Raw genomic sequence first — 23,545 nt, 5'->3', positions numbered from 1 at the left:
AAAATGGGAGCCTTTGGGGCTCCCATTTTTTTTAAAAAAATTTTATGCCAGAAATAACAATCACTTTAATGGCAAGAAAGTGCTCGTTTCATAACTGTCTTAAACTAATGACAATTTTCTGACAATAGGGGGGCATTGAGTGATACACTTTGCTTATGAAAAAGTATGTCTTATTAATTTTGCTATTAGTTTCAGGGCCTAGCCTGGCTTCAGTTGAGAATTTACCCGATCGACTTAGCGCGGTACGCTCAGAGCTACTTAATAGTGAGCCTTTAGCGACATACGACTTTCGTCAGCTTCAAAGCCGCTTCCCAAACTCGCTGTTATTACCTTCTAGTTTGTTACCTCAATCGGCAGCATACCCGCTCAAATCGCTGAAAAGGCTTTATACCAACGCAATAACTTGCAAAGGTCCTTGGCCTGTCAGCCCACTGGTTACTCAGCCTGTCGTTTTTACCAGAGCCATTTGTAACAATACAGTATTGCCAAAGGGGTGGTTTGTACGCTCTGGCTATATTCATCCTGGTGGTGGAAGCTATGCCGACCGGTACCTGGAAAAGCACCCTGACTCGGCTGAGCAGCTTGATGGTTTCTTGCATATTCAGGAAAGGGATCTGGCACCAACCAATACTATTCTTGGCCGTTTGCAGCGCATGAGTAGCAATGAAATTCAGGTGTTTATCGCTGGAGCTGAGACCTTTATCTCTAACGGCGAACTCTGGATTAGGAATGGCAACGAATACCATATTTATGACCAGCCAACATGGTCTTTCGCGCTTGATAAATATGATATTAGCTTTAGCCGATTGAACCAGACTGACTTCTGTTTGGTTAAAAGCGGCAACCTATGTTGGCAGGAGGTGGATAAATCCCATCTGACATTTTATTTGCTGGTTGGTCTACTTGTTGCCAATGTTGCATTATTGATTGGCTGGGGAGCATATCGATTACGCATTCGTCGTCGTGCCATGCAGGAACGGATGCTGGTATTGCAAATACTGACTCATGAGCTCAGAACGCCGATCGCCAGCTTGGCACTGACTGTCGAAGGGTTTAGGCGTCACTTTGATGCTTTGCCCGAAAGTCTATATGATGAGTTCAGGCGTTTGACGGAAGACTCAAGACGACTACGACAGCTTGCCGAAGCCAGCAAAGACTATTTGCAGGCTAATCAGCAGGAGCTGAGTGTTCAGCAGGTTGATTCATTCAACGAATGGATTGAATACCTAAGTGAGCCGTATGAGGATGTGTCTCTAGAACTTAGTGAAGACAGATCCGTAAACGTAAACATTTATTGGCTGGGCACATGTATTGACAATCTGTTATCTAATGCTCAGAAATATGGCACAGCGCCAGTTACATTAACTTCATCGTTTCGTGACGGAAAACTAATTGTAAGGGTTAAAGACAATGGACCGCTCGGTTCTAAGGACTGGGCAAGATTAAGGAAGCCCTTTGTAAGTGAAAAAGGCTTGGGGCTTGGCCTTACAATCGTTGAATCGATGATTCGTAGAATGGGAGGGCGCATGAAGCTTGAAGGCCCTCCTACAACATTTATTTTGGAGATACCGTGTGAATCAAACTCTGCTTCTGGTTGAAGATGACCGCAACCTTGCCGATGGTTTACTCGAAGCCTTAAAAGACGCTGGCTATGAATGCCTGTACGCCGATTGCGCGACAAAGGTTGCTGATTTATGGCCAAATGCTGATTTGGTCGTGTTGGATCGCCAGTTACCGGAAGGTGACTCGCTGGATTATTTAAATGACTGGCTCTTGATTAAGCATGTGCCGGTTATTCTGCTTACTGCAATGGTATCAGTGTCAGACAAAGTTGTCGGGTTGGACTCGGGAGCGAAAGATTATTTGACCAAACCGTTCGCAGAAGAAGAGCTGCTGGCAAGGATACGTTTACACCTGCGTTCTGCCAGTACGAGTACAGAAGAAGCGCCTGTTGCCAATGTAATCTCTGTTGGTGATATAGATATTGATCTTGATAGCCGAGAGGTTAGAAAGGGCAGTGACGTTATTGTATTGACTCGTACTGAGTTTGAGCTTTTGGTCTTTCTGGCAAAGAACTCTGGCCGAGTGTTCACCCGTGACGAGCTTCTTGACCAAGTCTGGGGCTACAATCATTACCCTACAACACGTACTGTTGATACGCATATTCTGCAGCTACGCCAGAAGCTGGCAGGTATCGAAATCGAAACACTGCGTGGGGTAGGTTATCGGATGAAATCGTCGTAGTGAAGAGTAAGATTTCGTATACCTGTTCACTGTTTATTCTGCACTCGGTGCTAGCTGCTCCGAGTGTGGCTGCAAACTGGTTTACAGGGCAAGATGCATACACTGTTGCCCACCAAAGGCTGCTTGAAGGTAAGACGTCTGACAGTTTTGACAGTATGGTTCAGGCATGGCAACAGGATCCGAATCAGGATCAACGAAGTAATCTCAATGCGTTATTCAAACTGGCAATTACGGAAGATTGCGGACGAAGCTTGGCGCAGAAAGTACTACCGCCGTGGATACCTAATTTATCGATTGAGCGTGAAGTGATTCAAAATCTTAATCAAACCATGCTTAAGTTATCGATAGCGGGAGTCACTCAATCGAATATTGCCGAAGTTAAGCTAACTAAGTGGCCAAATCAAAACATCATCGCCAGTACACCTAACGTAGAGGAAGGTGGTTATTTTTCTGTTGAGACCCGTCGACTTGAGAAACCAATCGGAGCCGGTTTGTATCAATTAACCATTAATACTGACGGTGAAGATAGCTTCAATCATTGGATCTTGCTGACCGAACCCACAGTCAAGCAACGAATAGGCTGGAAAGACAGTAAAAATTGGCGTATCGAGCAAGGGCGTTTACCGGATCCTGCCTGTCCGTCGGCTGTACTGTCTATGAGTCTGTATGATCTGAATGACACTACGTGGACTCCGCTCTGGACCGAAGATGTTGATGGCCGGTTGCCAACAACATTACCCAAAATTGATGTTCCGGACGGGCGTTACTGGTTGAGTGTTGGCCTGATAGAAAGCCGCTGGCAGGGTGACATCTCGGTGTTAGATATTCAAACGATCACTCGGCCTGTTGATTATCCGGGCTTGTGATATCCTCAAAACACCTAAGTACCTGTTTTACATAAAGTAGCTATAATTAAGGTAAACCTGTTCCTCTTCGGGAAATGTTTATTTATAAACATGTATTTTAATTGTACCTTTTAAGGTGTATTATTAATGCATGTTTAGATGTGGGTTTAGGTTTACCTATGATGCAGATCCTCGATAGCGAAAAAGAACAACGTATTATCCCCGTTTTTCGCTTAGCTTTTCGTCCTTTTTTTCTTGGAGCGAGCGCATTTTCAGTGATTTCAATGCTGCTGTGGGCTCTATTCTGGTCTGGGATTGTTGATCTCAGTGCGCTGATGTATGGCAATCCGTTGTGGTGGCATAGCCATGAGATGTTATTTGGTTTTTCTGGTGCCGTCATAATTGGTTTCTTACTGACTGCCGTTCAAAACTGGACCGGAAACCCCGGTGTACGTGGCTGGAAGCTGGCTTCAATATTCATGCTTTGGTTGCTTGCCCGTATTGGTCTTCTTGTTGGTATGCCAAGCACTGCAATCATGATTCTTGATCTGCTTTGGATGCCTTTGGCTGCCTATTTCCTGGCAAAGCCGATTGTTATACGTAAGCAATGGAACAACTTATTTTTCGCTCCTTTAATATTGCTCTTAACGTATCTTAACGCTCGCTTTCATATGCTGGCGCTTGGTGTCGGTGAAGCCGATCTGCGCTCAGTATCCTTCATGTCACTGATTGTAATTTCGGTAATAGTGCTCGTCGTCGGGGGCAGGGTCATTCCCTTCTTTACATGGCGAGGCACCAATACTGAGCAGATCACCCGCGTTAAGTGGATTGAACTAGGAGCCTTGATACCAAGCTGGCTGCTACTTGCAAATGTACTGCTGCCGATTCCAGAAGCGGTAAGTACCTCCACTTTGCCTCTGTTGTTAGCGGCAACCGGTATATTTAACCTAATTCGTTTTGTACGCTGGCGTTCGTTTTCTACTCTGAAAACACCTCTGCTGTGGCTGTTGCACTTTGCCTATTTGTTTATGATTCTTGGGATGCTACTACTTGCTGTTCACTTCCAAACTGAAGGTATTAGTTACAGTGTAGCGCTTCATTTCATTACCGTCGGTGGTATTGGTTGTATGATTCTGGCGATGATAGCGCGTGTTTCTCTCGGCCATACCGGAAGAAGTTTGCAGATTAATCGCGTCATGGTGGCGGCTTTTGTAACCTTAATGGCATCAGCGCTAATTAGAACTGTAGTCGTGATGCTATTCCCTACAGTGATGCTTGATGGGTATATCTTGTCAGCGGTTCTGTGGGCAATTGCCTTTGCGATATTCACTGTTGTGTATTATCCGATATTAACCAAGCCTCGATTGGATGGTCGTCCGGGATAAATAGGTGACAAGTACCATGATTATCCCTAAAATAACGCTCCCTTTATATCGATAAGAATGAACCGTTATGTTTAACAACGTGCCGACATTGACCCACGAACAACAGCAAAAGGCTGCAGATAAGATACATGAACTGATGGCTCAGGGTATCAGCAGTGGAGAGGCAATTATGATCGTTGCCAATGAAATTCGTGAAGCTGACGCGAAGAAGCAAGCGGCGCAGAGTGAAACAGAATCATAACTTATCGCTTTGATTTAATTCATTCATGAAAAATAGGCACCTTTGGGTGCCTATTTTTTCATCAAACTGTGCGATAAATCTCAAGAGCTATATCTACCCTTAGCAAACAGACTGATGCTGAAATAGAATAATTAGGTTAGCTTTTATAAGGACTTTTGCACAGGGGGCAGGATGAATAACCGTTACCTGAAAGCTCGTACACTTGCTCGTGCTAAACACAAAGATCAAATGTACGGTGCTGTTCCTTATTATGTCCATCTCGATGCGGTTTCACGGTTAGCCAGTCCATTTGGTACAGATGCGATGATAGTCGCCCAGTTACATGATGTTATTGAAGATACTCCAACGAGTATTGATGAACTGGCGGCTGACTTTGGCTACCTGGTTGCCGATGCTGTTGGTTATATGAGTGACGGTAAGCTTGAAGACAGAGCAGCTAGAAAAGCCGATATTAATTTTCGCCTAGGCGCTCTGGATGTCGACGAGGAGGCGGCCAGGATTGCTTTGATCGTTAAAGCGTGTGACCGTCTTGCTAATGTCAGAGCAAGCTCAAAAAGTACCGAAAAATACTTTCATTTATACCAACAAGAACACCCGGATTTTAAGCAAGCGGTTTATCGAAAAGGCCTATGCGAGGCTATCTGGTGGGAATTGGATAACTTACTCAAGTATTCGGAAGCATCGTAGCAAGGAATAATATAGCGTAACTATATAGCACAACGTAAAAAGGGGCTTAGCCCCTTTTTACGTTTATTAGCGAATTTGTGTCGAATTATTCTTCGTCGTAAATTGTCGGAATTGGCTGACGCTTATGTTGTGTAGCCTGGTAGATTTCAACTAAACGCTCTGCAACTTCTGTCTCAACCGGCTTTCCTTCCAGGAAGTCATCAATTTGATCGTAAGTTACCAGTAGTGCATGCTCATCGGGTTTCTGCGGCGCAAGCTCTTCCAGATCCGCTGTCGGTACTTTCTTCACAAGAAGTTCCGGCGCACCCAGTGCAGCAGCAAGTTGACGTACCTGACGCTTGTTCAAGCCAAATAGAGGGGCAAGATCGCAAGCACCATCACCAAACTTGGTATAGAAGCCGGTAATATTTTCCGCTGAATGATCAGTACCCAGAACCATACCACCGACAAGGCCAGCCACTTCATACTGGGCAATCATGCGGGCACGTGCCTTTACATTGCCTTTTACAAAGTCGACTTTGTTGTGACATGAAGGCAGAAGCTCCGTACCTTCCAACGCCTCGAGGGTTCTGGCATGGCTACCGTCTACACCGTCTTTGATGTTTATACTGATGGAGTGGGTCGGTTGAATAAATGAAAGAGCCAGCTGTGCTTCGTCTTCGTCGTGTTGTTCACCGTAAGGCAGACGAACTGCGATAAATTGATAATCTTGCGTGTTGGTTTCGTCATTCAGTCTGTTAATTGCAAGCTGAGCCAATCGACCGCAAAGTGTGGAATCGATACCGCCACTGATCCCAAGAACCAGAGACTTGCAGTTTGCCTGCTTCAGTTTATGCTGAATAAAACCGACACGGCGTTGAATTTCGAAATCGACATCAATTTCTGGCAGGACACGCATCTCTGCGCGAATAAGCTGTTCCATAGTGAATGAATCCTCAGGGCGTTGCCCAGTTTCTAATCATTTAGCTCAACCGAATGCAAAAAAATTCAGGTTTGCATTAAATCTTTACCAAAATCATGCGATAACTCTAAGGCAGGATCAATCCTGAACTCACAATAAATCCAAATTAATGATAAATCGGTATAAAAAAGGGGCATTCTAGTCATGACAGCATCAATTGCCGTGTTTGGTAGCGCATTTAATCCGCCCAGTCTGGGGCATAAATCTGTGCTAGAAAGGCTGCAGCGCTTCGACCGCGTATTACTGTTGCCAAGCTATGCGCATGCGTGGGGAAAAGTGATGATCGACTATGATGCCCGTTGTGAATTGGTTGATGCTTTTATCGATGATCTCAACCTGCCAAACCTGGAGCTATCACGGTTGGAGCAAGAGATGGCTGTCGGTAACGAGCCTATAACGACCTATGCAGTACTTTGCAAGTTGCAGCAGCAAATACCAGATGCTGAGCTTACATTTGTGCTTGGTCCGGATAACTTTCTTAATTTTGCGAAGTTTTACAATTGTCAGGAAATTGTCAAAAAATGGCAAATCCTGGCATGTCCGGAGACGGTTAGCATACGAAGCACAAATTTACGTGATAATATTGTCAATAAGCGTTCCATCTCACACTTAACGACTCCAACAGTGGCTAGAATGCTTGATGACCGAACGCGTTATTGCTTTCACGAGACCAGCACCAAGGATCAATGACAAGCAATAACGATATCGGGTGACCTTGTTATTTCACCATGGTATCGGAAGGCTTGTTTTGAGCAGTTGTAAGATAAGATCATATATCTATGCTTTCATAGCCAGTTCAATAAGCGCTTATGCTTGGGCTATGCCTTGTGAACAATTTACAGCAAGTCAGCTAGCTGGCATGACGGTCGAAGAGCAAAAAACCTTTTCGACGTCTTGCAGCGTTATCAACGATTCGCCACCAGATTCTTATGTTCCTGCCGAGCGTCAACAAACCCAGCAAGCATGGAAGCCTGAGTCAAAGACTGAAAGTGATTTCTGGGATGACTGGCAAGGCAACAATGGCTCGCCAGTAGTGTCGTCCAAATCAAAGTCTAATTCACAGTTTTTCGGCCTTGGTGTTTGGGTTCCGGCCAAGTACGAGGATCCCGATATCGAGTCGATGAGAGACGCCGAAGAGTGGATTAAAAACCACGGATTACAAATGAGTTTTGGCGTGGGTGGGGAAGACGGCCGTTCAACACGCGTCAGGGTCGACTATCGCTGGCATGGTGAAAACCTAGATGATATCTCGCTACAAGTCGAGATCCCTTTTCAGTAACCATATACACCACCGGTCACCGCATCAAATTTACCACTTCTATTTTAAAAGCGACGTTGGCACGTCGCTTTATTTCGTCTAGCTTATTTCGAACGCTAACCGAGTTCTTGTCCAAGAATCGGTTTTGCTAGTGCGGCAATCGTGTCCTTCGGTGTATTCAGCGTATCCGCAATTTGTTCAAGTTTACGGCCTGAGCGGGATAGTTTAAGCGCCTCGCGCATTACTATACATGCTTCAAGCTCACTGCTTGAAAAGCCAATGATCTCCGAAATGGCGGCTAGTGCTGGTTTATCCGTTACCTTGTCACCTTTTAGCAACTGGCTGAGCTTGCCATTATAGTCATTGCGCAAAGCAGGACAGAGTGAGTTTGTTTTAGCTTTTAACTTAGCAGCTTGATCAGCTATTACACGCAGCAGATTGCCTGCCGGGCCGTCAAGGCTATCAGGCGACTGCGTTTTGGATTCTTGCCGCAATTCGACAAGCAGTGCAGCTAACAGCTTACTGACAGAGAAAAAGCCAGCTTCTTTACATACCGGCGTTGTTAAACGGGCAGAAAACTCGACTTTGTCATATTGAGTTCCCGGTAGAATGGTGAGTGCATGTAGGCAGTCAAAAGGGATCCAGAAACCGGCACCTTTCGTGATTAAGAATTCTTGCTTACCAAGTCGGACAAGCGCAGAGCCTTCCTGAACAACAATCATATAAGAAGTATGACTTTTGCGGCGTGAGCCAACGTGTAGGAAGTTTTGAATGTTGTGTGAAAATTCTATAGCCTGTTTCATAGTAAGTCTCTAGCAAAAAAGCACGCACATATTGTTCTGTTTTAAGCAAACCGTCAATAATTGGCATGGATTAGTCCGTGATTTGATGCATTTTTAGTAAGAATTGCTACGCTAACAACAGACACCATCACTTAAATTACGGTAATGTGTTTGAAATCTATCCATATTTATGTGGTATGACCTCCAACCAGGCAGGTAGTTGCGTCATGTCATTGGGCAAACTGATAAATCTGCGTAAAATGTCGCGGTTTTTATTTTATATGAAGCATAACTGTGCAAACTGATAACGATATATATAAAGAGATCCGTCCGTATAACGATGACGAAGTAAGTGAGGCAATTGAACGCCTTGTTAACGATAAGGAATTCATTTCTGCAATCCTAAATTATCGTTTTCCCCAACTATCAGGCGTACTTGGCTGGTTATTGATCCCGTTGATCAAACGCTTCCTGATTAAAAAATGGTCTAGCGTCAAGACAGTAGAAGACGTTCAGTTCCAGGTCGCCAAATATATGAACGCTACCATTGATCACTCATGTGACGGTGTCACAAATAGTGGTATGGAGAAGCTTGACCCGAATCAGTCTTACCTGTTTATTTCAAACCATCGTGATATCGCCATGGATCCTGCGATGGTTAACTGGTGTCTCTATAAGCAGAACTTTAAAACAGTTCGCATCGCTATCGGTGATAATCTGCTTAAGAAGCCTTGTGCGACAGAATTAATGCGCCTGAACAAAAGCTTCATTGTAAAGCGTTCCGCGAAAGGGCCGCGCGAAATGATGAAGGCACTTGGTCAGCTTTCAAGCTACATTTCTCACTCTCTTGAAACCGGCAATTCTATCTGGATCGCTCAGAAAGAGGGACGAGCCAAAGACGGAAACGATAGAACGGATCCGGCGATTCTGAAAATGTTTTTCATGGAAGGACGCAAGCGCAAGCAATCTTTCAGTGAGTTTATCGCGGGGCTGAATATCGTTCCGGTTGCCATCTCCTATGAAAATGATCCATGTGATGTAGCCAAAGCAAAAGAGCTTTACGAGAAAGCAACGTCTGGTAGCTACGAGAAAGGCGAACTCGAGGATATAGAAAGTATTATCCAGGGCATTGTGGGCCAAAAGCGCCGCATTCATGTTAGCTTTGGCGATGTGATCAAGGCACCGTTTGAAACACCAGAAGAACTGGCTGAAGAAGTTGATCGCCAGATCACCGAAAACTATCACTTGTTTCCGGCGAACTATATTGCAGCAGACCAGGCGCATGAGTCTGTTACAGATGCAGAGAAAACACGATTCTCTGAAAAGCTATCTGATTTGCCAGCAGGTGTAGTCGATATCTTGAAGAAGATGTACGCATTTCCTGCACTGAAAAAACAGCAATAAGATGACTGGCAGCAGGTATTAACTACCTGCTGTCAAGTTTAATATTTAGGATCGGGAGTGGCACTCAAGGTTCTTACTATCGCTTTAGGAGACAACACTTCAACCCGCCGGTTTTTTCTTTTTTCTGCCTCTGATGAACCCTTCGCGATCTTTTCGCTATAACCCGCCGCAACTATCTGGATTCTTTCCTCTTCGACTCCAAAAACAGATGAAATATAGATAGCGACACTAAACGCACGTTCATAGGAAAGCACAATATTTTCTTCTTCGTTGCCACTGTCATCACTGTGTCCAACCACGACAATGAAACTGTCGGGATGTTGCCTGAGCCTGACTGCTATAGCATCAAGATCACGTTGGTTGGTTGCATCAAGTTCGTAGCTATCTTTTTCAAAATACACAGTTTGACGCATTTCGGGCAGTTCAGTTAGCAGGATCTTAGCGCTTGGTACTACAGAGGATGGAGATGTTGATTGTTGTCCCTGGCTATTAGTGACGGCGTCACTTCCATTTCCGCAACCAGCCAGCAAGATGCCGCTCAGTAAGTACGGAATCAACGAATAGCATTGTTTTTGTTTGCACGACATTAGGCAACCTAAAGCAGTAAAGCACTACTTTAGGTTTAGAACATCTCTCTAGAATCACAACTACAGAATTGAGAAGGAATTTGCCTGTCTAGCGTTTAATGGCGGGGTTGGGGGTACGGTAAGGCGGAACTGCCATACTTTCAGACATGAAATCTATAAATGAACGAACCTTAGGCGCGAGATATTTGCGGCGTGGGTACACAGCATAAATCGGCAGTTCTACGTCAGCTTTCCACTCAGGTAGTAGTTCAACAAGTCTACCAGTCTCGATTTCATCATTAATTAGGTAGGTAGCCAGGTAGGCAATGCCCAATCCAGACAATGCTGCATCGAGAACCGCCGGCGCGTTATCGATACGATAAGTGCCTCTTGCTCGAATTGATTGTCTTACACCATCGCGTGTGAATTCCCAGTTAACGTATTTTCGTTCACGACTTTGGTAAGTAATGCAGTTATGTTTACGCAATTCACTTGGTGATGATGGCGTGCCATGATTTTTCAGATAGTCTGGCGATGCAACGACAACAAACTTACAGTCGGCTAGTTTACGTGCCACCATACCTTCAGGTGGGTGTTCGTGAATTGCAACCCAACAGTCAAAGCCTTCTTCAAGCAGGTTAGGGCGGTGGTCAAATAAACTGACTTCAAGCTCTAGATCTGGATGGGATTTTTGGAACTCGGCCAGTGCCGATGTAATGTTGGCATTACCAAATGACTGCGCAATACCGACGCGAAGCACGCCTTTAATCTCATTACGGTAACCTGCGACCATTGCTTCAGCTTCACTGACTGTATCCAGTAACTGCTGACCGTACTCCGAATACTGCAAACCTATATCTGTTAGTGCTACGGCGCGAGTACTACGCTGTACCAACTGACAGCCTAATCGTTCTTCAAGAAAACGAATCTGCTTACTGACTTGTGATTTCGAGATGCCAAGGCGCTCTGCTGCACGAGTGAAGTTTTGTTCGTGACCAACAGTAGCGAGGATGACCATTTGTTGAAGATTTTCTAGCATAGGGGAGAACCATAAAGAGACAACATTAAAAGTATACCATTGATTACAAACCGGTAAATAATCTAGGTCATGGTCTGTGACAATGTCACAGTGAAATTTATCGGTACCTTACGCACGCTCCTCAATATATCTCTGTAATAAGAAGAAGATCTCACTATTAAGCCTAAGATCTTGTAGATATTCATAAATCCAGCCCATACAGAATAATCGTTTGTTTGCTTTGAGTAGCAGTCACTTACTGATAGTAGGTTAGTAAATATTTACTTTAGACATTTCAGTGTCTTACATTATAGTTTTTGTGTGTAAACAATACTAACTCTAGTTTTGTAACTAAATTACACCCATTACTACCGATCAGTTTTTTATTCTGATCATCAAGGATCTTTGGATGTGCGTCTTTTACTATTGATTTAATCGATGTGGATCATCAAATTGAACGATTTTATTAATTTAATGTGGTTGACTATGATGAAGCCTCATTAGGAGGTTGTATGTTTAAAGTGTTATGGCGATTCTTTGTTTTGGGTTTATACAGTTTTGGGGGGCCTGCCGCTCACATCGGTTATTTCCAGCGGGAGTTCGTTCAGAATAGAAAATGGCTGAGTGATCAGGACTTCACTCACGCAGTCGCTTTGTGTCAGTTTTTGCCTGGCCCGGCAAGTAGCCAACTTGGTATGTATATCGGTTATAAGAAGGCGGGTTATCTTGGTGCAGCTTCGGCGTTCATCGGCTTTACCTTTCCATCTTTTTTGCTGCTGACGTTATTGGCTATTGGTAACCAGCAGTACAATGATGTCGCTATCATCGACACTGTTATACAGGCTGCGAAGCTATTGGCTGTTGTTGTGGTCGCAGATGCGCTTTGGGGAATGGCCAGGAAGAATCTGACCGGAAAGTTGACCTTCAGCGTCGCCTGTTTGGCGGCGGTAGGAGTCTATTTCAGCACTGGATTGATAGGGCAGATCTTTCCTATTCTCTGTGCTGCTACACTTGGCTTTTTACTTTCATTTAAAGACGGAGCCACTCAGTCAGACTCGGGTGAGAATACGCTTATTAAGCCAAACGTCTTTATACTGGGTTTCTTTGCTCTGTTACTTGTCGGCATGCCGATGCTCGCAGGGCAGTTAGAACTGTTTGGTTTGTTTAATATCTTCTATCAGGCGGGTAGTTTTGTCTTTGGTGGTGGGCACGTAGTACTGCCGCTGTTGGAACCAATGCTTGATGGAATGGTCAGCCAGGATACGTTTCTGAGTGCCTATGCCTCTGCGCAGCTTGTACCAGGCCCGATGTTTACGATGGCGAGTTATCTCGGTGCATCTGCATTTGCCGATAGCCCAGTATTAGGCAGCTTGGTTGCAACCATTGCTGTTTTCCTACCAGGAAGTCTTTTGCTGTTTGCTTTCCTGCCTGCGTGGAGTGCTTTAGTTAACCATAGCCGGTTGAAGTCATCGATTATGCTTGTTAACGCCAGTGTTGTAGGCTTGTTGGCTAGTGCATTTGTTAAGCCTGTGCTTCTGACATCAATAGGATCAGTTTTAGATGTTCTTGCTGTCGTCGTGGGTTACCTTCTACTGAAGTATCGTAGTTGTCCTGTCTGGCTACTGATCATCTTGTTCACCGGGTATAAATTTATCATCTAAGCCAATATTCAAATAGCAGCCAAAAGGCTGCTATTTTTCTTATCCCTAACGCACTATAACTTTATAATTTGTATCTAAATGAAATATCCATACATCATTCACGTTATAAATATAAACACTGTAAAAACAGGCTTAATAAGTGAAATCTATCGGGATATTTTGTTGATTAAGCTAATGTTAAGTCAGTCCTGCTAGTGTTTTGGTATTACATACACACTTGAACACAACAAATGACGATAAAAAGAAAAGTTCGACCAAATCTTACCAATTATGATGTACTTGAGCTAATTCAAGAAGAACTTCGTCAATCTGAGAAGCGTATTGTCAGAAAGGTGATTGTTGCTGTCTCATCTGGGGTATTAATGGTACTGCTATTCATAATTATCACCATTAGCACGCAAGGGAAAACAGTACGAGATTATGCTGCAGAAGCCATGAAAAAAGCCTTCGAAGCTGAGCGGGCAGTACACATTATTGATGAGGCTGCTGGCACCAATTTTCTAGACCAATCCAAGAACGACGCCAACTAAGAAGGTAGATACGAAACTAATTACAAACTAGGTATGAAGTCAGGTATATTCGGGGCTCTAGGATGGAGTCCTTGGCTACATTTGTACTACCAATGAATGGTTCTTTATCAATAACTCTGGCTTTGCCGTTTTTAGCAGCGACTGTTTTGTATCCTCTTCATCGAGTCGGTAAACGGGTTGGGTCAGAATCAGCTGGCCAACCATTTCAACAACTGAGGACAGTAACTGTTTGCTGGCAAAGTTTGTTAATTCATCAGGTGTGAACTCTAGCGATTCAACCTCAAGATCATTCAAGAAAATAGCGCCTTCATCCTTGTCATAATAGGGCACTGCACTAAAGCTGACATCTATGGCCACCTCTTGTTGCCGTTGGCCCGATATCATGAGTTTTGCCTGAGATTTGGCGTCTAGACTTACTCGATCATCAGCCACTCGTCCTATGCCAACTTTTATGTCACTGAACTTAACATTGGCGTAGGCTAACCCTTTTATTCCTACAGTTCTCTCAAAAGCAGCACGACTATCAAGATAATCTTGAATCTCACCCTCAGTTACACTGTAACTTGCGCAAGATGACAATACAAAAGTAATGAGTAAGGCGACTAGTTTCTTCACTGCTGACCTTCTAAGTTTTACTCAAACATTCTTTAAGTATCAGCAATCTATTTGTTGTCTGCCACTTCAGACACAAGAAACACTAAAAACAGAATTTAAATTCGTCTTTATACAGCTTATCCAGTTGCTTACGGTACTTCACTGCTTGTTTGTTAGTGTATTTCTGCCGCATCTTATTGTGAATCTTTTCTATTTTGGCGCGTGTCTTCAGGCATTTTTCATGCTTTTCGCTGTTCGCAGAAACATAAGACGCGCTAGATAGCAGAGTTATGATAAGTGTCGCACTGACTAATTTCCGAATCATCGAAGTACCTGGTTAATTGTTTGTTAGCAGCAGTATATGGGAATTACAGTTGCATGATGGGCTGACGTGGTAATGATTTGGAGTTTGAGCTCAGTTTTAGTTAGCAAGTTACAGCATAATTACTCACTGTTAGAGGGGGAGAGCATGATGAGTGTCCAGTTAGGCTGAACACTCATCATAGGGTGTTGTTAAGCGATTTCAGAGAAGAGTAGTTCAAGATCATAATTGTTACGTTTTAATGTATTCTTTAGCTTATTCAAGGAGCTTACTTGCAGCTGTCGAATACGCTCTCTGGTTAAACCCACTTCATCTGCTACCTGTTGTAATGTCTGCACTTCATGGCCTAGCAGACCAAAACGACGACAAATGATTTCTCGATCTCGTTCATTGAGGCAGTCCAACATCGATATTGCCAAGTTTCGTATATCCTGCTTGTTGATAACGGTATCGGGTTGGGTTGATGTGTTGTCGGCAATAAATGCAGAAATTGTCTGTGAGTTGCTGTCTTCTGTGATTGCCTGGTCAATAGATACAACAGGAGCATCGAGCGCTAATACGCTTGAGACATCATCGACACTTCGTTCAAGCTTCTCAGCAATTTCTTCATGGCTTGGCTCCTGGTTGGAGCTTTTCATTAACTGCTTATAAGTTCGCAGAATCGTATTTATTTCCTTAGAGACATGCACAGGAAGACGAATCGTACGGGCTTGATTGTGTATAGAGCGTTCAATGGTCTGTTTTATCCACCATGTTGCATAAGTTGAAAATCGGAATCCGCGTTCCGGATCGAATTTTTCAACGGCAGTAATTAAACCGATGTTTCCTTCATCGATTAGATCACTTAATAACATGCCGCTACCACGGTATTTCTTCGCAATACTCACAACAAGGCGAAGATTACTTTCAATCATCGTAGCTTTTGCATACTCATCACCTAAAAGGCTCTTACGGCTATATTGAATTTCATCATGTTTAGATAACAGTGGCTTCTGCGCTATATCCTGTAGATATAGGTGTATGACATCTGTTTCAAATCCATGTACATCTTGCGGTCTGATATCCATACCATTTCCCTCAATAAATTGTACAACAATATTTTTATACTTATTTTCCTATACACAACCACAGTAACATACACATGTTGCATATTCTATTCGATAACACCTCAAATATTGCAAATAGGTATAACCATTTGTTATTTAGAAGAGGTAGGGCAATGGATCATGAATTTCATTTTAAGAAATGATTTAATGCTGTATTTTGACATGAGTAAAAAGGTTAGTGCTTTTATATCAATGGGATATAATCATTCTGGGAGAAGGGGGATATCTAAGTGGATGTATATTACGCATGATTAATGTGCCTAAAATGCCATTGTGACGCTGTAACTTGTTGCGTCTGGGTTATTTTATTGTGACGCCCGTCAATGATGGCTATATATAGTTACATAAAATTTAATCGCTTAATTTCTATTAATAATAGCTGAGAAAATTATCTTTAACTAAATTCATCAGCTAGCTTAAGAATATTGCGATAGGTATCACTTGCCTGAATGTTTTATAAATTTCCTTTAGCGATTATATGATTTTCAATAATGATTATTTCTAGAGAGTAATCATTAAAATTCATTTCTGTGAGTTCAATTTTTATTTGTGTTGGAATGCGTATTCCATGCTCCTAGCAGGTTTTTTGCTGTTTATTAATTGGTAGAATAGTTATATCTAATATATGGCTCAAATTGTATGATTTTTCAATCGGGTTACAGTGTCACTCTTACAAGATTGAACAACAGTAATAGAAGGTCCTCCTATGCTCCATATTGATGAAATAAAGCTAAGAGTTGCTACTAGTGAAGATAAACTACCTTTATATTCATTGCTGACTACAGATGAAGAGTGGACAAAGTTTAACGGTCCATATTTTCCGTACTCAACACCGACACTGGAAGAATTCGAAGCTGGTATGTTTAAGCGGCTATGTGAAGGTATCGACGCGCTTTTGATTGAGTACCAGGGAGTAGTGATTGGCAGTGTTTCTTACTACTGGGAAGACCAGCGAACACGGTGGCTAGAAGTTGGCGTCATCATTTACGATAGCCGCTACTGGAGTAAGGGAGTGGGTAGAAAAGCTCTAATCCCTTGGATAACACACCTGTTCAATACGCTTGAAATTGCACGTGTTGGGTTAACGACATGGTCTGGTAATCCAAGAATGGTCGCTTGCGCACAATCCATTGGTATGACACTAGAGGCAAGACTGAGGAAAGTACGCTACTTTCAGGGGCAATATTACGACTCGGTTAAACTGGGTGTGCTTCGCGAGGAGTGGTTCCATGCTCTAAAGGATGGTTTTCATCGTGATGAAACTCGCCTCACTTGTGATGAGCAAAACTTGTAAGGCGAGTTCTGTATTGCCGAGTATTATTGAATGTAGAACGAGTATGCTGCACCTACAGTCTGAAGAGAGTGACCAGGGTTATACTGAACAATGTAATGGCCAGGTGTTAGTGTAAGTCCACTCACGTCAATAGTTACAATACCGCCGGGGTTATTGGAACTTACAGCAACATGTTTTAGGTAACTTGAATTGTTCATAACTGGTTGATCACCTTTAAATAGGTAAATCCAGTCTAATCGTGAACCCGGTGCAATATTATTTGGTACTTGGTAATTAACGCTGATGTTCTGAGTTGTTGCGTTTGTGACAAACACTGAAGTAGATTGATAATTCAATGGGTTAGATTGATTTAGCAGTGCAGTTGCAACTAAGGAAAGCACATCACCAGCACGAAGGAACAAGCCAATGCTATAGGTTCCATTCATCAGGTTCACACCGGGGTCGCTTGTTTCTATCGTTTTTGATGCAAACTGACCACGCGAAGTACCGTCTAAGTCGGTTTTACCGACAATTTGGCTCATACTATTTGGCGCACCAGTTCCTTCCCAGACGCCAACAAATGCTCCTAGGCCACCCAAGTCACTGTTCAATACTGTCTTCTCGTTGATAGTGACCGTATTTGAAGAGGTTACAATCGCGTTGTTTAAACTACTTGTCCACAAATTGACTGAACTAGTTAGATCAAGAAGTGACTCTTGGAGCTCGTGATAATTTTGAGACATATCTTTGTTTCCTTTTATTGAAGTTTAATTGCGAAAGTTCCATTTACTTCAAGCAAACTTCGCTAACTGGAACAAGGTCAATATAGGTCTTTATCATCATTGATTCTATTACACGCTATTACACGGCATTGTTGCCTTGGCCTTCTGACTGGGAATAGCGCTCTGGTCACCGTCACCCTTGTGAGTCCGGTGCGCAACTTAGTGGGGCCATTTCCGTTGCTGCTGATGCGACTATCGGCTTCTGGGACATTGCTTGAAAGGAAAAAGACTATGGGATCCAAAAGAGGAAAATTGATCAAATTGTTTTATCATCCACAAAAAAAGCCCCGAAAGGGGCTTTAATGATCTTTACAAGTCACATCAACTCTACCTTGGAGTCGTTCCTGTTTTATCTGAAGGAGAGCTTCATCAAGCTCAACCATATTCAAGGTCGGACAAAAAGCGAGTGTTGCTGATTGTAAGAAAACATAGTTATACATTTCACCACAAGCCGAACACTTCATATCAGGATAAGTTTGTACATGTTTATTTAAATCAGCTGCATTCATATCCACCTCTATCTCCCCACGTCTTAAACATAGACTATGCAAATGGGTTTAACCATTAATGGGTAGGGGCAAGTGTTGAGCATATGAGAACTGTATATAAACAGTTCTCATATGACCTAGGTTATCGCACTTCACAAGGACTGTTATGATTAACCTGAAAGAATCCAGCACCAAGACCGGACTGATGCTGCTCGGCAGTGCTGTTATCGGCTTGCTGACCGGAAATAGCGAGCTGGTCACCGTTACCCTTGGTGAGTCTGGCGCTCAGATTGGCGGAGCCATTCCGGTTGCAGCCGCTGCCACTATCGGCCTCTGGGATGTCGCCCGCAAAGAAAAAGGCTAGGGGGCCCGGATGGGAGAGCTCATCAAGCTGTTTTCAGAGTTGGGGGTAACACCTCCAACTCTTATTATGTGTTATTTACTTTTTCGTTCAGTTAGAGCCCACGAATCAGTACTAAATGAACTAAAAAAGTGCTGAATAGCCATGACAAGAGACTGTTAAAGTTAGAGTGGGAACGGGAAGTGAATGATTAGTAAGTGATTTATTTTTAATTATTGTTTGTTTGAATATTTTCAGTTGTGATAATCTTGTCTATATTTTTAGGCAAGTATACTAAGAGCTGATGATGAAAGAAGTTGAAAGCGTTGTTGAGCATAAATACAAAATGCTCCATTATCGAATGGCTAAGATTGGTAATCACAAAACGGCTGCTACTTTACAGAGTCTTTTAACTGCTGCTTTAAAAAGCATGCCATATGTTAAAGACCGTTATCAGTTAGTTGCGGCCGAAGATACATCACAACATGATGAAGACCTTGATCAGGTTAAAATCTTCATAAACCATACGAGCGAGAGCTTTGGAATCTTATTTGGAGAGGTTGTTCGCTATTCAGATGGTGCTTATAAATCAATGGTTAAGGTTGATGATGGTGCTAAGCATTTAACAATTGAGCAAGTTGCACCTCCCGTGGCAGAAGATGGAAAGAGAAGAGAATTTTTAGACTCAATAATGTATTTTGCTGTGTTTGAAAATCACGTCGTAATCATTCAATCATCATATCTGTTAATCCGTGACTTAGAAAAGCATATTAACTGGCTTCTACATAGTTCAAGTGTTCTTGAAGATGCAGGCTTTATGCTTACCAAAGAGATTCCTAAGGAACAACGGGAGAAAATTGAGAAAGCAAACACAAAAACACTACGAGTTGGTTCTCAAATTATAGAAAAGGTAAATGATAAACCAATCAAAGAAATGGAGAATGAACCTGAATATGTTGATATGCTTCAAACAAAGAAGGTTAATTTTAAACCATCAGGAAGAGGTTTAAGCTTTATTAAGGACATGATTCCTTCTGAAGTCAGAGATAGGTTTAATATTACAGATGAAGAAATATTAGCAGATGCACTAGAAGGTAGCGATCTTCAGGTTTCTGTTGAAGTAACATACAAACGAAAAGCAAAGAAAAAGTCACAAAACATCATAAATTCGTTATCTTGTGCTTTACGCCATATGAATGACGATGACATAGAAGTTGAGATTGACTATGACAAAGTTGGTCAACTTAAAGGTAATAAATTAAGCATTAATAAAAAACTAAACCTCATTTATAGAGATGGTGTTCTTGACATTCTCGATCTACACTTGAAAATTAGGGAATGGTTAAAAGATCAAATTAATCTTGAGTCTATAGAGGCAGCATGAAGCTACTTTTAGGGTTATTAGTATCATCAGCATTTGTTTTGCTTGGTGTGATGTACACTCTTAGTGACCCTGTAACAATGTCAACAATGAAGCCTGTTCTCCGTTTTATATGGGCAGCTGTGGCGCCTGTCGCCACCATGTGTAGCTCCATAATGACCCAGGTTTCGAGTGTTATCGACATTGAAGATATTAAATCTAGTGAGCATGCTAAGTTAAAACTGATTGTTGACAGTTACACAAAAAAACTGTGGCATCTTCAAATATTCTACATTATCTCAAGTGTTTTTGTTTTAGCGATAACTTTTATTACTATCGATAACTTTCAGGTTTTATTAATTCTTACATCACTTGGCATCACATTGATATATGTGTGCCTTTTTACCGTGTTTAAGCTAATAAAAATCAGCCGTGATGTGATTAATCTAAAAGCCAAAGTAAAGAACAGGAAAATTAAGAGTGTAGAAATTAAAAATGCTATTGAAAAGTTAGATAAAAAGCCATCTTATACTGAAGAAGAATTAGCATATTTGAAAGAACACAATAAAAAAATTTCAATCAAGCAATCAAAACGCTAAGAAAGCCCGCAATAGCGGGCTTTTTCATGCCCGCAGGCTAGGGAGCTTGTTTGTTCCGCTTGGCCTGTATCTTCCTGTATGCCTTTTTCTTGGCCTTGGTGACCGTGTCACTTTGTACCTCCTTGACTCGGCGGCCGCCGCGGAACGGCAGCGGCGTGACCACGCTGGAGCGCACCGGGACATAGTCCAGCTCGTACATCCGTTTCAGGGCATGGTACTCGTCGACGCGCTCGGCCCACGAATCCAGCTCCTTGGGACTGAAACGGCGCCCGGTGGGCGTCACGATGACCGCGTAATCCTCGTCGACCCGGAAACCGCGCCAGCGGGTATCGTCCGGCACCTGATTTTTATAAGATTTGCGCGGGCAAGATAATCAGCAGCTTCTCGGCCATCGGGTTGAAGCTCTTGGCTTTTTCCGATGGATACCGCAGACACGATTGCTGGCGACGATGGAACACGGCGTACGGACACCAGCGCCACAGAGTCCGCGTTTCGGCACGGACCAATCTAGCCGCAAACCAAGCGGGCAAAAATGGCGACGTTTCGGTTTAAACAACTGTTTTCAATGACTTTTTCACGAGGAATGACGAAGGTATCGGCGCTGACCCAAAGATGTTAAATCATAACCCATTAGTGCGCATTATGTACCTTATGTTAAATAGGATTTGAGGGTAAGAACATGTTTTCTTTATATCTTTCCTCCTATTCTCTCAATGTGTGTATGGTACGCGTTCCAGTACTGTACAATTTAACAGTATTACGGATTTACCATAAAATAGGTAATTTACACCTATTTTTAAGCTCTGCTGCAAATGGTCAGTTTGCCTGGTGCTTCAAAGCTAGCTTGAATTACAAGAGCTATCTGTTAACTGCTGTACAGTTCATGCAGTTAACTGATAAGAAAAAACCCGAGAACTTCCCGGGCTTCTGTCATTAAGCTTCTGCGATTAACCGCCAGCTAGTTTTACTGTGTGGCCTTTTTTCTCAAGCGTGGCTTTAATGACGTCACGCTTGTCGCCCTGGATCTCGATATTGCCATCTTTCACGGAGCCACCACAGCCGCAAACTTTCTTCAGTTCTGCAGCCAGCAGCTTTAATTGAGCGTCTTCAAGATCAAGGCCAGTCACGATGCAGACTCCTTTGCCTTTTCTACCTTTGGTTTGACGTTGAATGCGAACAACACCGTCACCTTTTGGGCGTTGCGGTGCAGCTTTATCTTCTTTGATTCGGCCTGTCTCTGTGGAAAATACCAAACGGCTGTTATCACTCATTGGGAAAAAATCTCGTCTACTTTCTGGGATTTGTGAACCTGGTAATAAGTTCGTTGCTCAATGTTGCAGATTACCAGTTACCGAATATTATCAATAAATGGTAGTAAAACGGAAACTCTTATGATTCGTAATGTAATCTTTGACTTTGGCGCTGTTCTTTTCCACTGGGATCCTCACCAAATTGTGGCTTCTTTTACAGATTCTACCGATGAGCAACACCTTCTTTTGGAAGAAGTCTTTCATCATCCTGACTGGCTCTCACTAGATCGAGGTACCATGCTGATGGCTGAAGTTATTCCTAAGTTTGCGGCAAGAACCGGAATAGCGGTCTCACGTATGGAAGATTTTTTCGAACATATTATCAATAGCCTGGTGAAAATTACAGAAACCGAAGAGCTTTTGTATCGACTGCTGGATCATCACTATTCCGTTTATTATCTCACCAATATGAGCAGTGCTTTTTTTGAAACACTCAATGAACGAAACGATTTCATCTCTCTTTTTAAAGGTGGAATTGTCTCTGGCAAAGAGCTGATGATGAAACCCGATCCGGATATCTATAAGCTACTCATCGAGCGATATGATTTGGAGCCTAGCGAGACGCTCTATATTGATGACCACGAGCAAAATGTCAACGCAGCACAAGCTTTTGGTTTCCAAACCATACAATTTGAGCTATCTGCGTCATGTTTTCATAAAATTAACAAGATCTTGGACATAAATTAGTATTATTTAGAAAGATTGAGTGAGTTCAGTATGCTGTTTTAGTAAGCTGGAACATACTTATTAATCTGGTGTCTACATTGAAAACGACTAATGATTTTAGGAGCCTGTGTGAAGAAACTTCTGCTACCCGCCTTGATACTGTTTTCGGTAACCGGTGCAAACTTAGCAATGGCTGACGGTAAAGCTAGTAGAGATAAGTCGATTGTCGGGCAAGTTGAGACAATCAAAGTTTATGAGCTTGAACTCGACTTTAAAGCACGTATCGATACCGGTGCGAAAACAACATCGATACATGCAACCAACATTAAAGTTACTGGCGAAGATAGCGACAGTGATGATATGCGAGATCACCTTGGGGAAACCGTTGAGTTTACCTCGATAAATGAAAATGGTGATGAAGCGACATATAAAGGAAAAATCATCAAAGTTAGCAAGATTCGCAATGCCCAGGGTGTTGAACGTCGCTACGCTGTAAAAATGGACTTAAGCTGGAATGGCGAACACAAACGCGTTGCAGTCAATTTACGAGACAGAAGCAAGCTCGACTACAAATTACTCATCGGCCGCAACTGGCTAAGTGGTGATTATTTAGTCGATGTTGATAAGCTTGATGAAGACGATTAATCGTTTATAAACTAAACGCCTTTGCGGCGTTTAGTTTATTGAAAATAGTAAGCTTACCCTACTCTATTTCTGTTGTTGTTTGAGCTTTTCAATAACAGCATCTAAGTGCTTTTTAATTGCGATGGGCGATCCTTTTAATAATCGCCCACGTAATATCACATACCACTCATTAGGCTTCCCGCTGTCATTCATCAGCTTAAAGCCTTTGTAATCTTCAATCTTTTGATCTGCTTGCTGAGCTTGAGATCCAACAGTTGCAAACTTCTCTGGCGGCATGAATGCTTTCATATCACACCACCAGTCGATGCTTTTCTTAACCAATGTTAGTTTACTTGATACCGGACGACCATTAATTGTGGTTTTCCAGCCATCAGGGTCACCTGTTGCATTTTCAATGTTGTGCCCTCGATGGAATATTCTTTTCTTCATCCACACTCCTCAACAAAGTTGAGTCAAATCTCTGTACAAAAAACAAGCA

Annotated in this window: 29 protein-coding genes; 17 read left to right on the top strand and 12 right to left on the bottom strand. The window is 42.7% G+C overall.

The features are described from left to right. Window positions 1-155: 155 nt before the first annotated feature. From vxrA to EIZ48_RS05955, 6 genes are all read left to right on the top strand, one after another. The gene (gene vxrA, locus EIZ48_RS05980; protein ID WP_160649263.1) at window positions 156-1,598 is read left to right on the top strand and encodes a sensor histidine kinase VxrA; all 1,443 of its coding nucleotides are present in this window, start codon (window positions 156-158) and stop codon (window positions 1,596-1,598) included. Further along, window positions 1,573-2,244 (top strand): winged helix-turn-helix domain-containing protein, encoded by a 672-nt coding sequence (locus EIZ48_RS05975; RefSeq protein ID WP_160649261.1) that lies wholly within the window; start codon window positions 1,573-1,575, stop codon window positions 2,242-2,244. Before vxrA ends, EIZ48_RS05975 begins: the two co-directional genes overlap by 26 nt. Continuing rightward, a complete protein-coding gene (locus EIZ48_RS05970; RefSeq protein WP_160649259.1) occupies window positions 2,244-3,110 on the top strand; it encodes a DUF2861 family protein in 867 nt (288 codons plus the stop codon). The genes EIZ48_RS05975 and EIZ48_RS05970 overlap by 1 nt, the downstream gene beginning before the upstream one ends. Window positions 3,111-3,268: 158 nt before the next feature. Beyond that, complete coding sequence (locus tag EIZ48_RS05965; RefSeq protein ID WP_192928472.1) at window positions 3,269-4,474, top strand: NnrS family protein; 1,206 nt, start codon at window positions 3,269-3,271, stop codon at window positions 4,472-4,474. Window positions 4,475-4,541: 67 nt separating this feature from the next. Further along, complete coding sequence (locus tag EIZ48_RS05960) at window positions 4,542-4,715, top strand: YoaH family protein (RefSeq protein ID WP_160649257.1); 174 nt, start codon at window positions 4,542-4,544, stop codon at window positions 4,713-4,715. Between the two features lie 171 nt (window positions 4,716-4,886). Beyond that, complete coding sequence (locus EIZ48_RS05955) at window positions 4,887-5,402, top strand: HD domain-containing protein (protein ID WP_160649255.1); 516 nt, start codon at window positions 4,887-4,889, stop codon at window positions 5,400-5,402. Between the two features lie 85 nt (window positions 5,403-5,487). Here the strand turns inward: EIZ48_RS05955 and nadE are convergent, their stop codons facing one another. Next, entirely contained in the window at window positions 5,488-6,324 is an 837-nt protein-coding gene (nadE, locus tag EIZ48_RS05950; RefSeq protein WP_160649253.1) for an NAD(+) synthase, read from the bottom strand. A 183-nt stretch (window positions 6,325-6,507) separates the two neighbouring features. Here nadE and EIZ48_RS05945 point away from each other — a divergent pair, with 183 nt between their 5' ends. Next, window positions 6,508-7,053 (top strand): nicotinate-nicotinamide nucleotide adenylyltransferase, encoded by a 546-nt coding sequence (locus EIZ48_RS05945; protein ID WP_160649251.1) that lies wholly within the window; start codon window positions 6,508-6,510, stop codon window positions 7,051-7,053. 130 nt (window positions 7,054-7,183) lie between these two features. Further along, window positions 7,184-7,642, top strand: coding sequence for a hypothetical protein (locus tag EIZ48_RS05940; RefSeq protein ID WP_160649249.1), 459 nt, complete (start codon window positions 7,184-7,186; stop codon window positions 7,640-7,642). 95 nt (window positions 7,643-7,737) lie between these two features. Here the strand turns inward: EIZ48_RS05940 and EIZ48_RS05935 are convergent, their stop codons facing one another. Continuing rightward, window positions 7,738-8,424, bottom strand: coding sequence for an AraC family ligand binding domain-containing protein (locus tag EIZ48_RS05935; protein ID WP_160649247.1), 687 nt, complete (start codon window positions 8,422-8,424; stop codon window positions 7,738-7,740). A gap of 273 nt (window positions 8,425-8,697) precedes the next feature. Here EIZ48_RS05935 and EIZ48_RS05930 point away from each other — a divergent pair, with 273 nt between their 5' ends. After that, entirely contained in the window at window positions 8,698-9,807 is a 1,110-nt protein-coding gene (locus tag EIZ48_RS05930) for a 1-acyl-sn-glycerol-3-phosphate acyltransferase (RefSeq protein WP_160649245.1), read from the top strand. Between the two features lie 38 nt (window positions 9,808-9,845). On the opposite strand, the gene EIZ48_RS05925 is transcribed toward EIZ48_RS05930, so the two are convergent. Next, window positions 9,846-10,394 (bottom strand): OmpA family protein, encoded by a 549-nt coding sequence (locus tag EIZ48_RS05925; RefSeq protein WP_160649243.1) that lies wholly within the window; start codon window positions 10,392-10,394, stop codon window positions 9,846-9,848. A gap of 88 nt (window positions 10,395-10,482) precedes the next feature. Next, window positions 10,483-11,412 (bottom strand): LysR family transcriptional regulator, encoded by a 930-nt coding sequence (locus tag EIZ48_RS05920; RefSeq protein ID WP_160649242.1) that lies wholly within the window; start codon window positions 11,410-11,412, stop codon window positions 10,483-10,485. Window positions 11,413-11,903: 491 nt separating this feature from the next. Here EIZ48_RS05920 and chrA point away from each other — a divergent pair, with 491 nt between their 5' ends. After that, window positions 11,904-13,052 carry a chromate efflux transporter gene (gene chrA / locus EIZ48_RS05915; RefSeq protein WP_160649240.1) on the top strand — a complete coding sequence of 383 codons (1,149 nt, stop codon included), beginning with the start codon at window positions 11,904-11,906 and terminating at the stop codon, window positions 13,050-13,052. A gap of 230 nt (window positions 13,053-13,282) precedes the next feature. Then, complete coding sequence (locus EIZ48_RS05910) at window positions 13,283-13,582, top strand: hypothetical protein (protein WP_160649238.1); 300 nt, start codon at window positions 13,283-13,285, stop codon at window positions 13,580-13,582. 75 nt (window positions 13,583-13,657) lie between these two features. On the opposite strand, the gene EIZ48_RS05905 is transcribed toward EIZ48_RS05910, so the two are convergent. Next, window positions 13,658-14,197 carry a DUF1439 domain-containing protein gene (locus EIZ48_RS05905; RefSeq protein ID WP_160649236.1) on the bottom strand — a complete coding sequence of 180 codons (540 nt, stop codon included), beginning with the start codon at window positions 14,195-14,197 and terminating at the stop codon, window positions 13,658-13,660. A gap of 492 nt (window positions 14,198-14,689) precedes the next feature. Then, entirely contained in the window at window positions 14,690-15,565 is an 876-nt protein-coding gene (rpoS, locus tag EIZ48_RS05900) for an RNA polymerase sigma factor RpoS (RefSeq protein ID WP_075767512.1), read from the bottom strand. A gap of 745 nt (window positions 15,566-16,310) precedes the next feature. Here rpoS and EIZ48_RS05895 point away from each other — a divergent pair. Then, window positions 16,311-16,898: a GNAT family N-acetyltransferase gene (locus EIZ48_RS05895; protein WP_160649235.1), complete on the top strand. Its 588-nt coding sequence runs from the start codon at window positions 16,311-16,313 to the stop codon at window positions 16,896-16,898. 23 nt (window positions 16,899-16,921) lie between these two features. On the opposite strand, the gene EIZ48_RS05890 is transcribed toward EIZ48_RS05895, so the two are convergent. Then, window positions 16,922-17,620, bottom strand: a complete 699-nt coding sequence (locus EIZ48_RS05890) for a hypothetical protein (protein ID WP_160649233.1) — start codon at window positions 17,618-17,620, stop codon at window positions 16,922-16,924. Between the two features lie 338 nt (window positions 17,621-17,958). Then, on the bottom strand, window positions 17,959-18,174 hold the full coding sequence (locus EIZ48_RS05885) for a hypothetical protein (protein ID WP_160649231.1): 216 nt from the start codon (window positions 18,172-18,174) through the stop codon (window positions 17,959-17,961). Window positions 18,175-18,313: 139 nt separating this feature from the next. Here EIZ48_RS05885 and EIZ48_RS05880 point away from each other — a divergent pair, with 139 nt between their 5' ends. From EIZ48_RS05880 to EIZ48_RS05870, 3 genes are all read left to right on the top strand, one after another. After that, window positions 18,314-18,511, top strand: a complete 198-nt coding sequence (locus tag EIZ48_RS05880; protein WP_160649230.1) for a hypothetical protein — start codon at window positions 18,314-18,316, stop codon at window positions 18,509-18,511. 283 nt (window positions 18,512-18,794) lie between these two features. Continuing rightward, the gene (locus EIZ48_RS05875; RefSeq protein WP_160649213.1) at window positions 18,795-19,871 is read left to right on the top strand and encodes a hypothetical protein; all 1,077 of its coding nucleotides are present in this window, start codon (window positions 18,795-18,797) and stop codon (window positions 19,869-19,871) included. After that, entirely contained in the window at window positions 19,868-20,446 is a 579-nt protein-coding gene (locus tag EIZ48_RS05870) for a hypothetical protein (protein WP_160649212.1), read from the top strand. The genes EIZ48_RS05875 and EIZ48_RS05870 overlap by 4 nt, the downstream gene beginning before the upstream one ends. Window positions 20,447-20,483: 37 nt before the next feature. Here EIZ48_RS05870 and EIZ48_RS05865 read toward each other — a convergent pair whose 3' ends face one another. From EIZ48_RS05865 to yciH, 3 genes are all read right to left on the bottom strand, one after another. Continuing rightward, entirely contained in the window at window positions 20,484-20,786 is a 303-nt protein-coding gene (locus tag EIZ48_RS05865; RefSeq protein ID WP_338046900.1) for a phage protein, read from the bottom strand. Window positions 20,787-20,793: 7 nt separating this feature from the next. Next, entirely contained in the window at window positions 20,794-20,976 is a 183-nt protein-coding gene (locus EIZ48_RS29905) for a hypothetical protein (RefSeq protein ID WP_338046899.1), read from the bottom strand. Between the two features lie 417 nt (window positions 20,977-21,393). After that, window positions 21,394-21,717: a stress response translation initiation inhibitor YciH gene (gene yciH, locus EIZ48_RS05860; RefSeq protein WP_160649210.1), complete on the bottom strand. Its 324-nt coding sequence runs from the start codon at window positions 21,715-21,717 to the stop codon at window positions 21,394-21,396. Window positions 21,718-21,837: 120 nt separating this feature from the next. On the opposite strand from yciH, the gene EIZ48_RS05855 reads away from it, so the two are divergent. After that, a complete protein-coding gene (locus EIZ48_RS05855) occupies window positions 21,838-22,443 on the top strand; it encodes an HAD family hydrolase (RefSeq protein ID WP_160649208.1) in 606 nt (201 codons plus the stop codon). Window positions 22,444-22,551: 108 nt separating this feature from the next. Then, window positions 22,552-23,067, top strand: coding sequence for a putative ATP-dependent zinc protease (locus EIZ48_RS05850; protein WP_160649206.1), 516 nt, complete (start codon window positions 22,552-22,554; stop codon window positions 23,065-23,067). Window positions 23,068-23,130: 63 nt separating this feature from the next. Here EIZ48_RS05850 and EIZ48_RS05845 read toward each other — a convergent pair whose 3' ends face one another. Then, on the bottom strand, window positions 23,131-23,496 hold the full coding sequence (locus tag EIZ48_RS05845) for a DUF3319 domain-containing protein (protein WP_075767478.1): 366 nt from the start codon (window positions 23,494-23,496) through the stop codon (window positions 23,131-23,133). Window positions 23,497-23,545 lie beyond the last annotated feature (49 nt).

The sequence above is a fragment of the Photobacterium alginatilyticum genome (genome assembly GCF_009910675.1).
GTDB classification, from domain to species: domain Bacteria; phylum Pseudomonadota; class Gammaproteobacteria; order Enterobacterales; family Vibrionaceae; genus Photobacterium; species Photobacterium alginatilyticum.
This window is presented reverse-complemented; position numbering and strand designations above follow the sequence as displayed.

Excerpts from the sequence above, each read along its gene's own strand:
- vxrA (WP_160649263.1), top strand. The coding sequence starts at position 156 with ATGAAAAAGTATGTCTTATTAATTTTGCTATTAGTTTCAGGGCCTAGC.
- EIZ48_RS05965 (WP_192928472.1), top strand. The coding sequence starts at position 3,269 with ATGATGCAGATCCTCGATAGCGAAAAAGAACAACGTATTATCCCCGTT.
- EIZ48_RS05960 (WP_160649257.1), top strand. The coding sequence starts at position 4,542 with ATGTTTAACAACGTGCCGACATTGACCCACGAACAACAGCAAAAGGCT.
- EIZ48_RS05955 (WP_160649255.1), top strand. The coding sequence starts at position 4,887 with ATGAATAACCGTTACCTGAAAGCTCGTACACTTGCTCGTGCTAAACAC.
- nadE (WP_160649253.1), bottom strand. The coding sequence starts at position 6,324 with ATGGAACAGCTTATTCGCGCAGAGATGCGTGTCCTGCCAGAAATTGAT.
- EIZ48_RS05945 (WP_160649251.1), top strand. The coding sequence starts at position 6,508 with ATGACAGCATCAATTGCCGTGTTTGGTAGCGCATTTAATCCGCCCAGT.
- EIZ48_RS05940 (WP_160649249.1), top strand. The coding sequence starts at position 7,184 with ATGCCTTGTGAACAATTTACAGCAAGTCAGCTAGCTGGCATGACGGTC.
- EIZ48_RS05935 (WP_160649247.1), bottom strand. The coding sequence starts at position 8,424 with ATGAAACAGGCTATAGAATTTTCACACAACATTCAAAACTTCCTACAC.
- EIZ48_RS05925 (WP_160649243.1), bottom strand. The coding sequence starts at position 10,394 with ATGTCGTGCAAACAAAAACAATGCTATTCGTTGATTCCGTACTTACTG.
- EIZ48_RS05920 (WP_160649242.1), bottom strand. The coding sequence starts at position 11,412 with ATGCTAGAAAATCTTCAACAAATGGTCATCCTCGCTACTGTTGGTCAC.
- chrA (WP_160649240.1), top strand. The coding sequence starts at position 11,904 with ATGTTTAAAGTGTTATGGCGATTCTTTGTTTTGGGTTTATACAGTTTT.
- EIZ48_RS05910 (WP_160649238.1), top strand. The coding sequence starts at position 13,283 with ATGACGATAAAAAGAAAAGTTCGACCAAATCTTACCAATTATGATGTA.
- rpoS (WP_075767512.1), bottom strand. The coding sequence starts at position 15,565 with ATGGATATCAGACCGCAAGATGTACATGGATTTGAAACAGATGTCATA.
- EIZ48_RS05895 (WP_160649235.1), top strand. The coding sequence starts at position 16,311 with ATGCTCCATATTGATGAAATAAAGCTAAGAGTTGCTACTAGTGAAGAT.
- EIZ48_RS05890 (WP_160649233.1), bottom strand. The coding sequence starts at position 17,620 with ATGTCTCAAAATTATCACGAGCTCCAAGAGTCACTTCTTGATCTAACT.
- EIZ48_RS05880 (WP_160649230.1), top strand. The coding sequence starts at position 18,314 with ATGATTAACCTGAAAGAATCCAGCACCAAGACCGGACTGATGCTGCTC.
- EIZ48_RS05875 (WP_160649213.1), top strand. The coding sequence starts at position 18,795 with ATGAAAGAAGTTGAAAGCGTTGTTGAGCATAAATACAAAATGCTCCAT.
- EIZ48_RS05870 (WP_160649212.1), top strand. The coding sequence starts at position 19,868 with ATGAAGCTACTTTTAGGGTTATTAGTATCATCAGCATTTGTTTTGCTT.
- yciH (WP_160649210.1), bottom strand. The coding sequence starts at position 21,717 with ATGAGTGATAACAGCCGTTTGGTATTTTCCACAGAGACAGGCCGAATC.
- EIZ48_RS05855 (WP_160649208.1), top strand. The coding sequence starts at position 21,838 with ATGATTCGTAATGTAATCTTTGACTTTGGCGCTGTTCTTTTCCACTGG.
- EIZ48_RS05845 (WP_075767478.1), bottom strand. The coding sequence starts at position 23,496 with ATGAAGAAAAGAATATTCCATCGAGGGCACAACATTGAAAATGCAACA.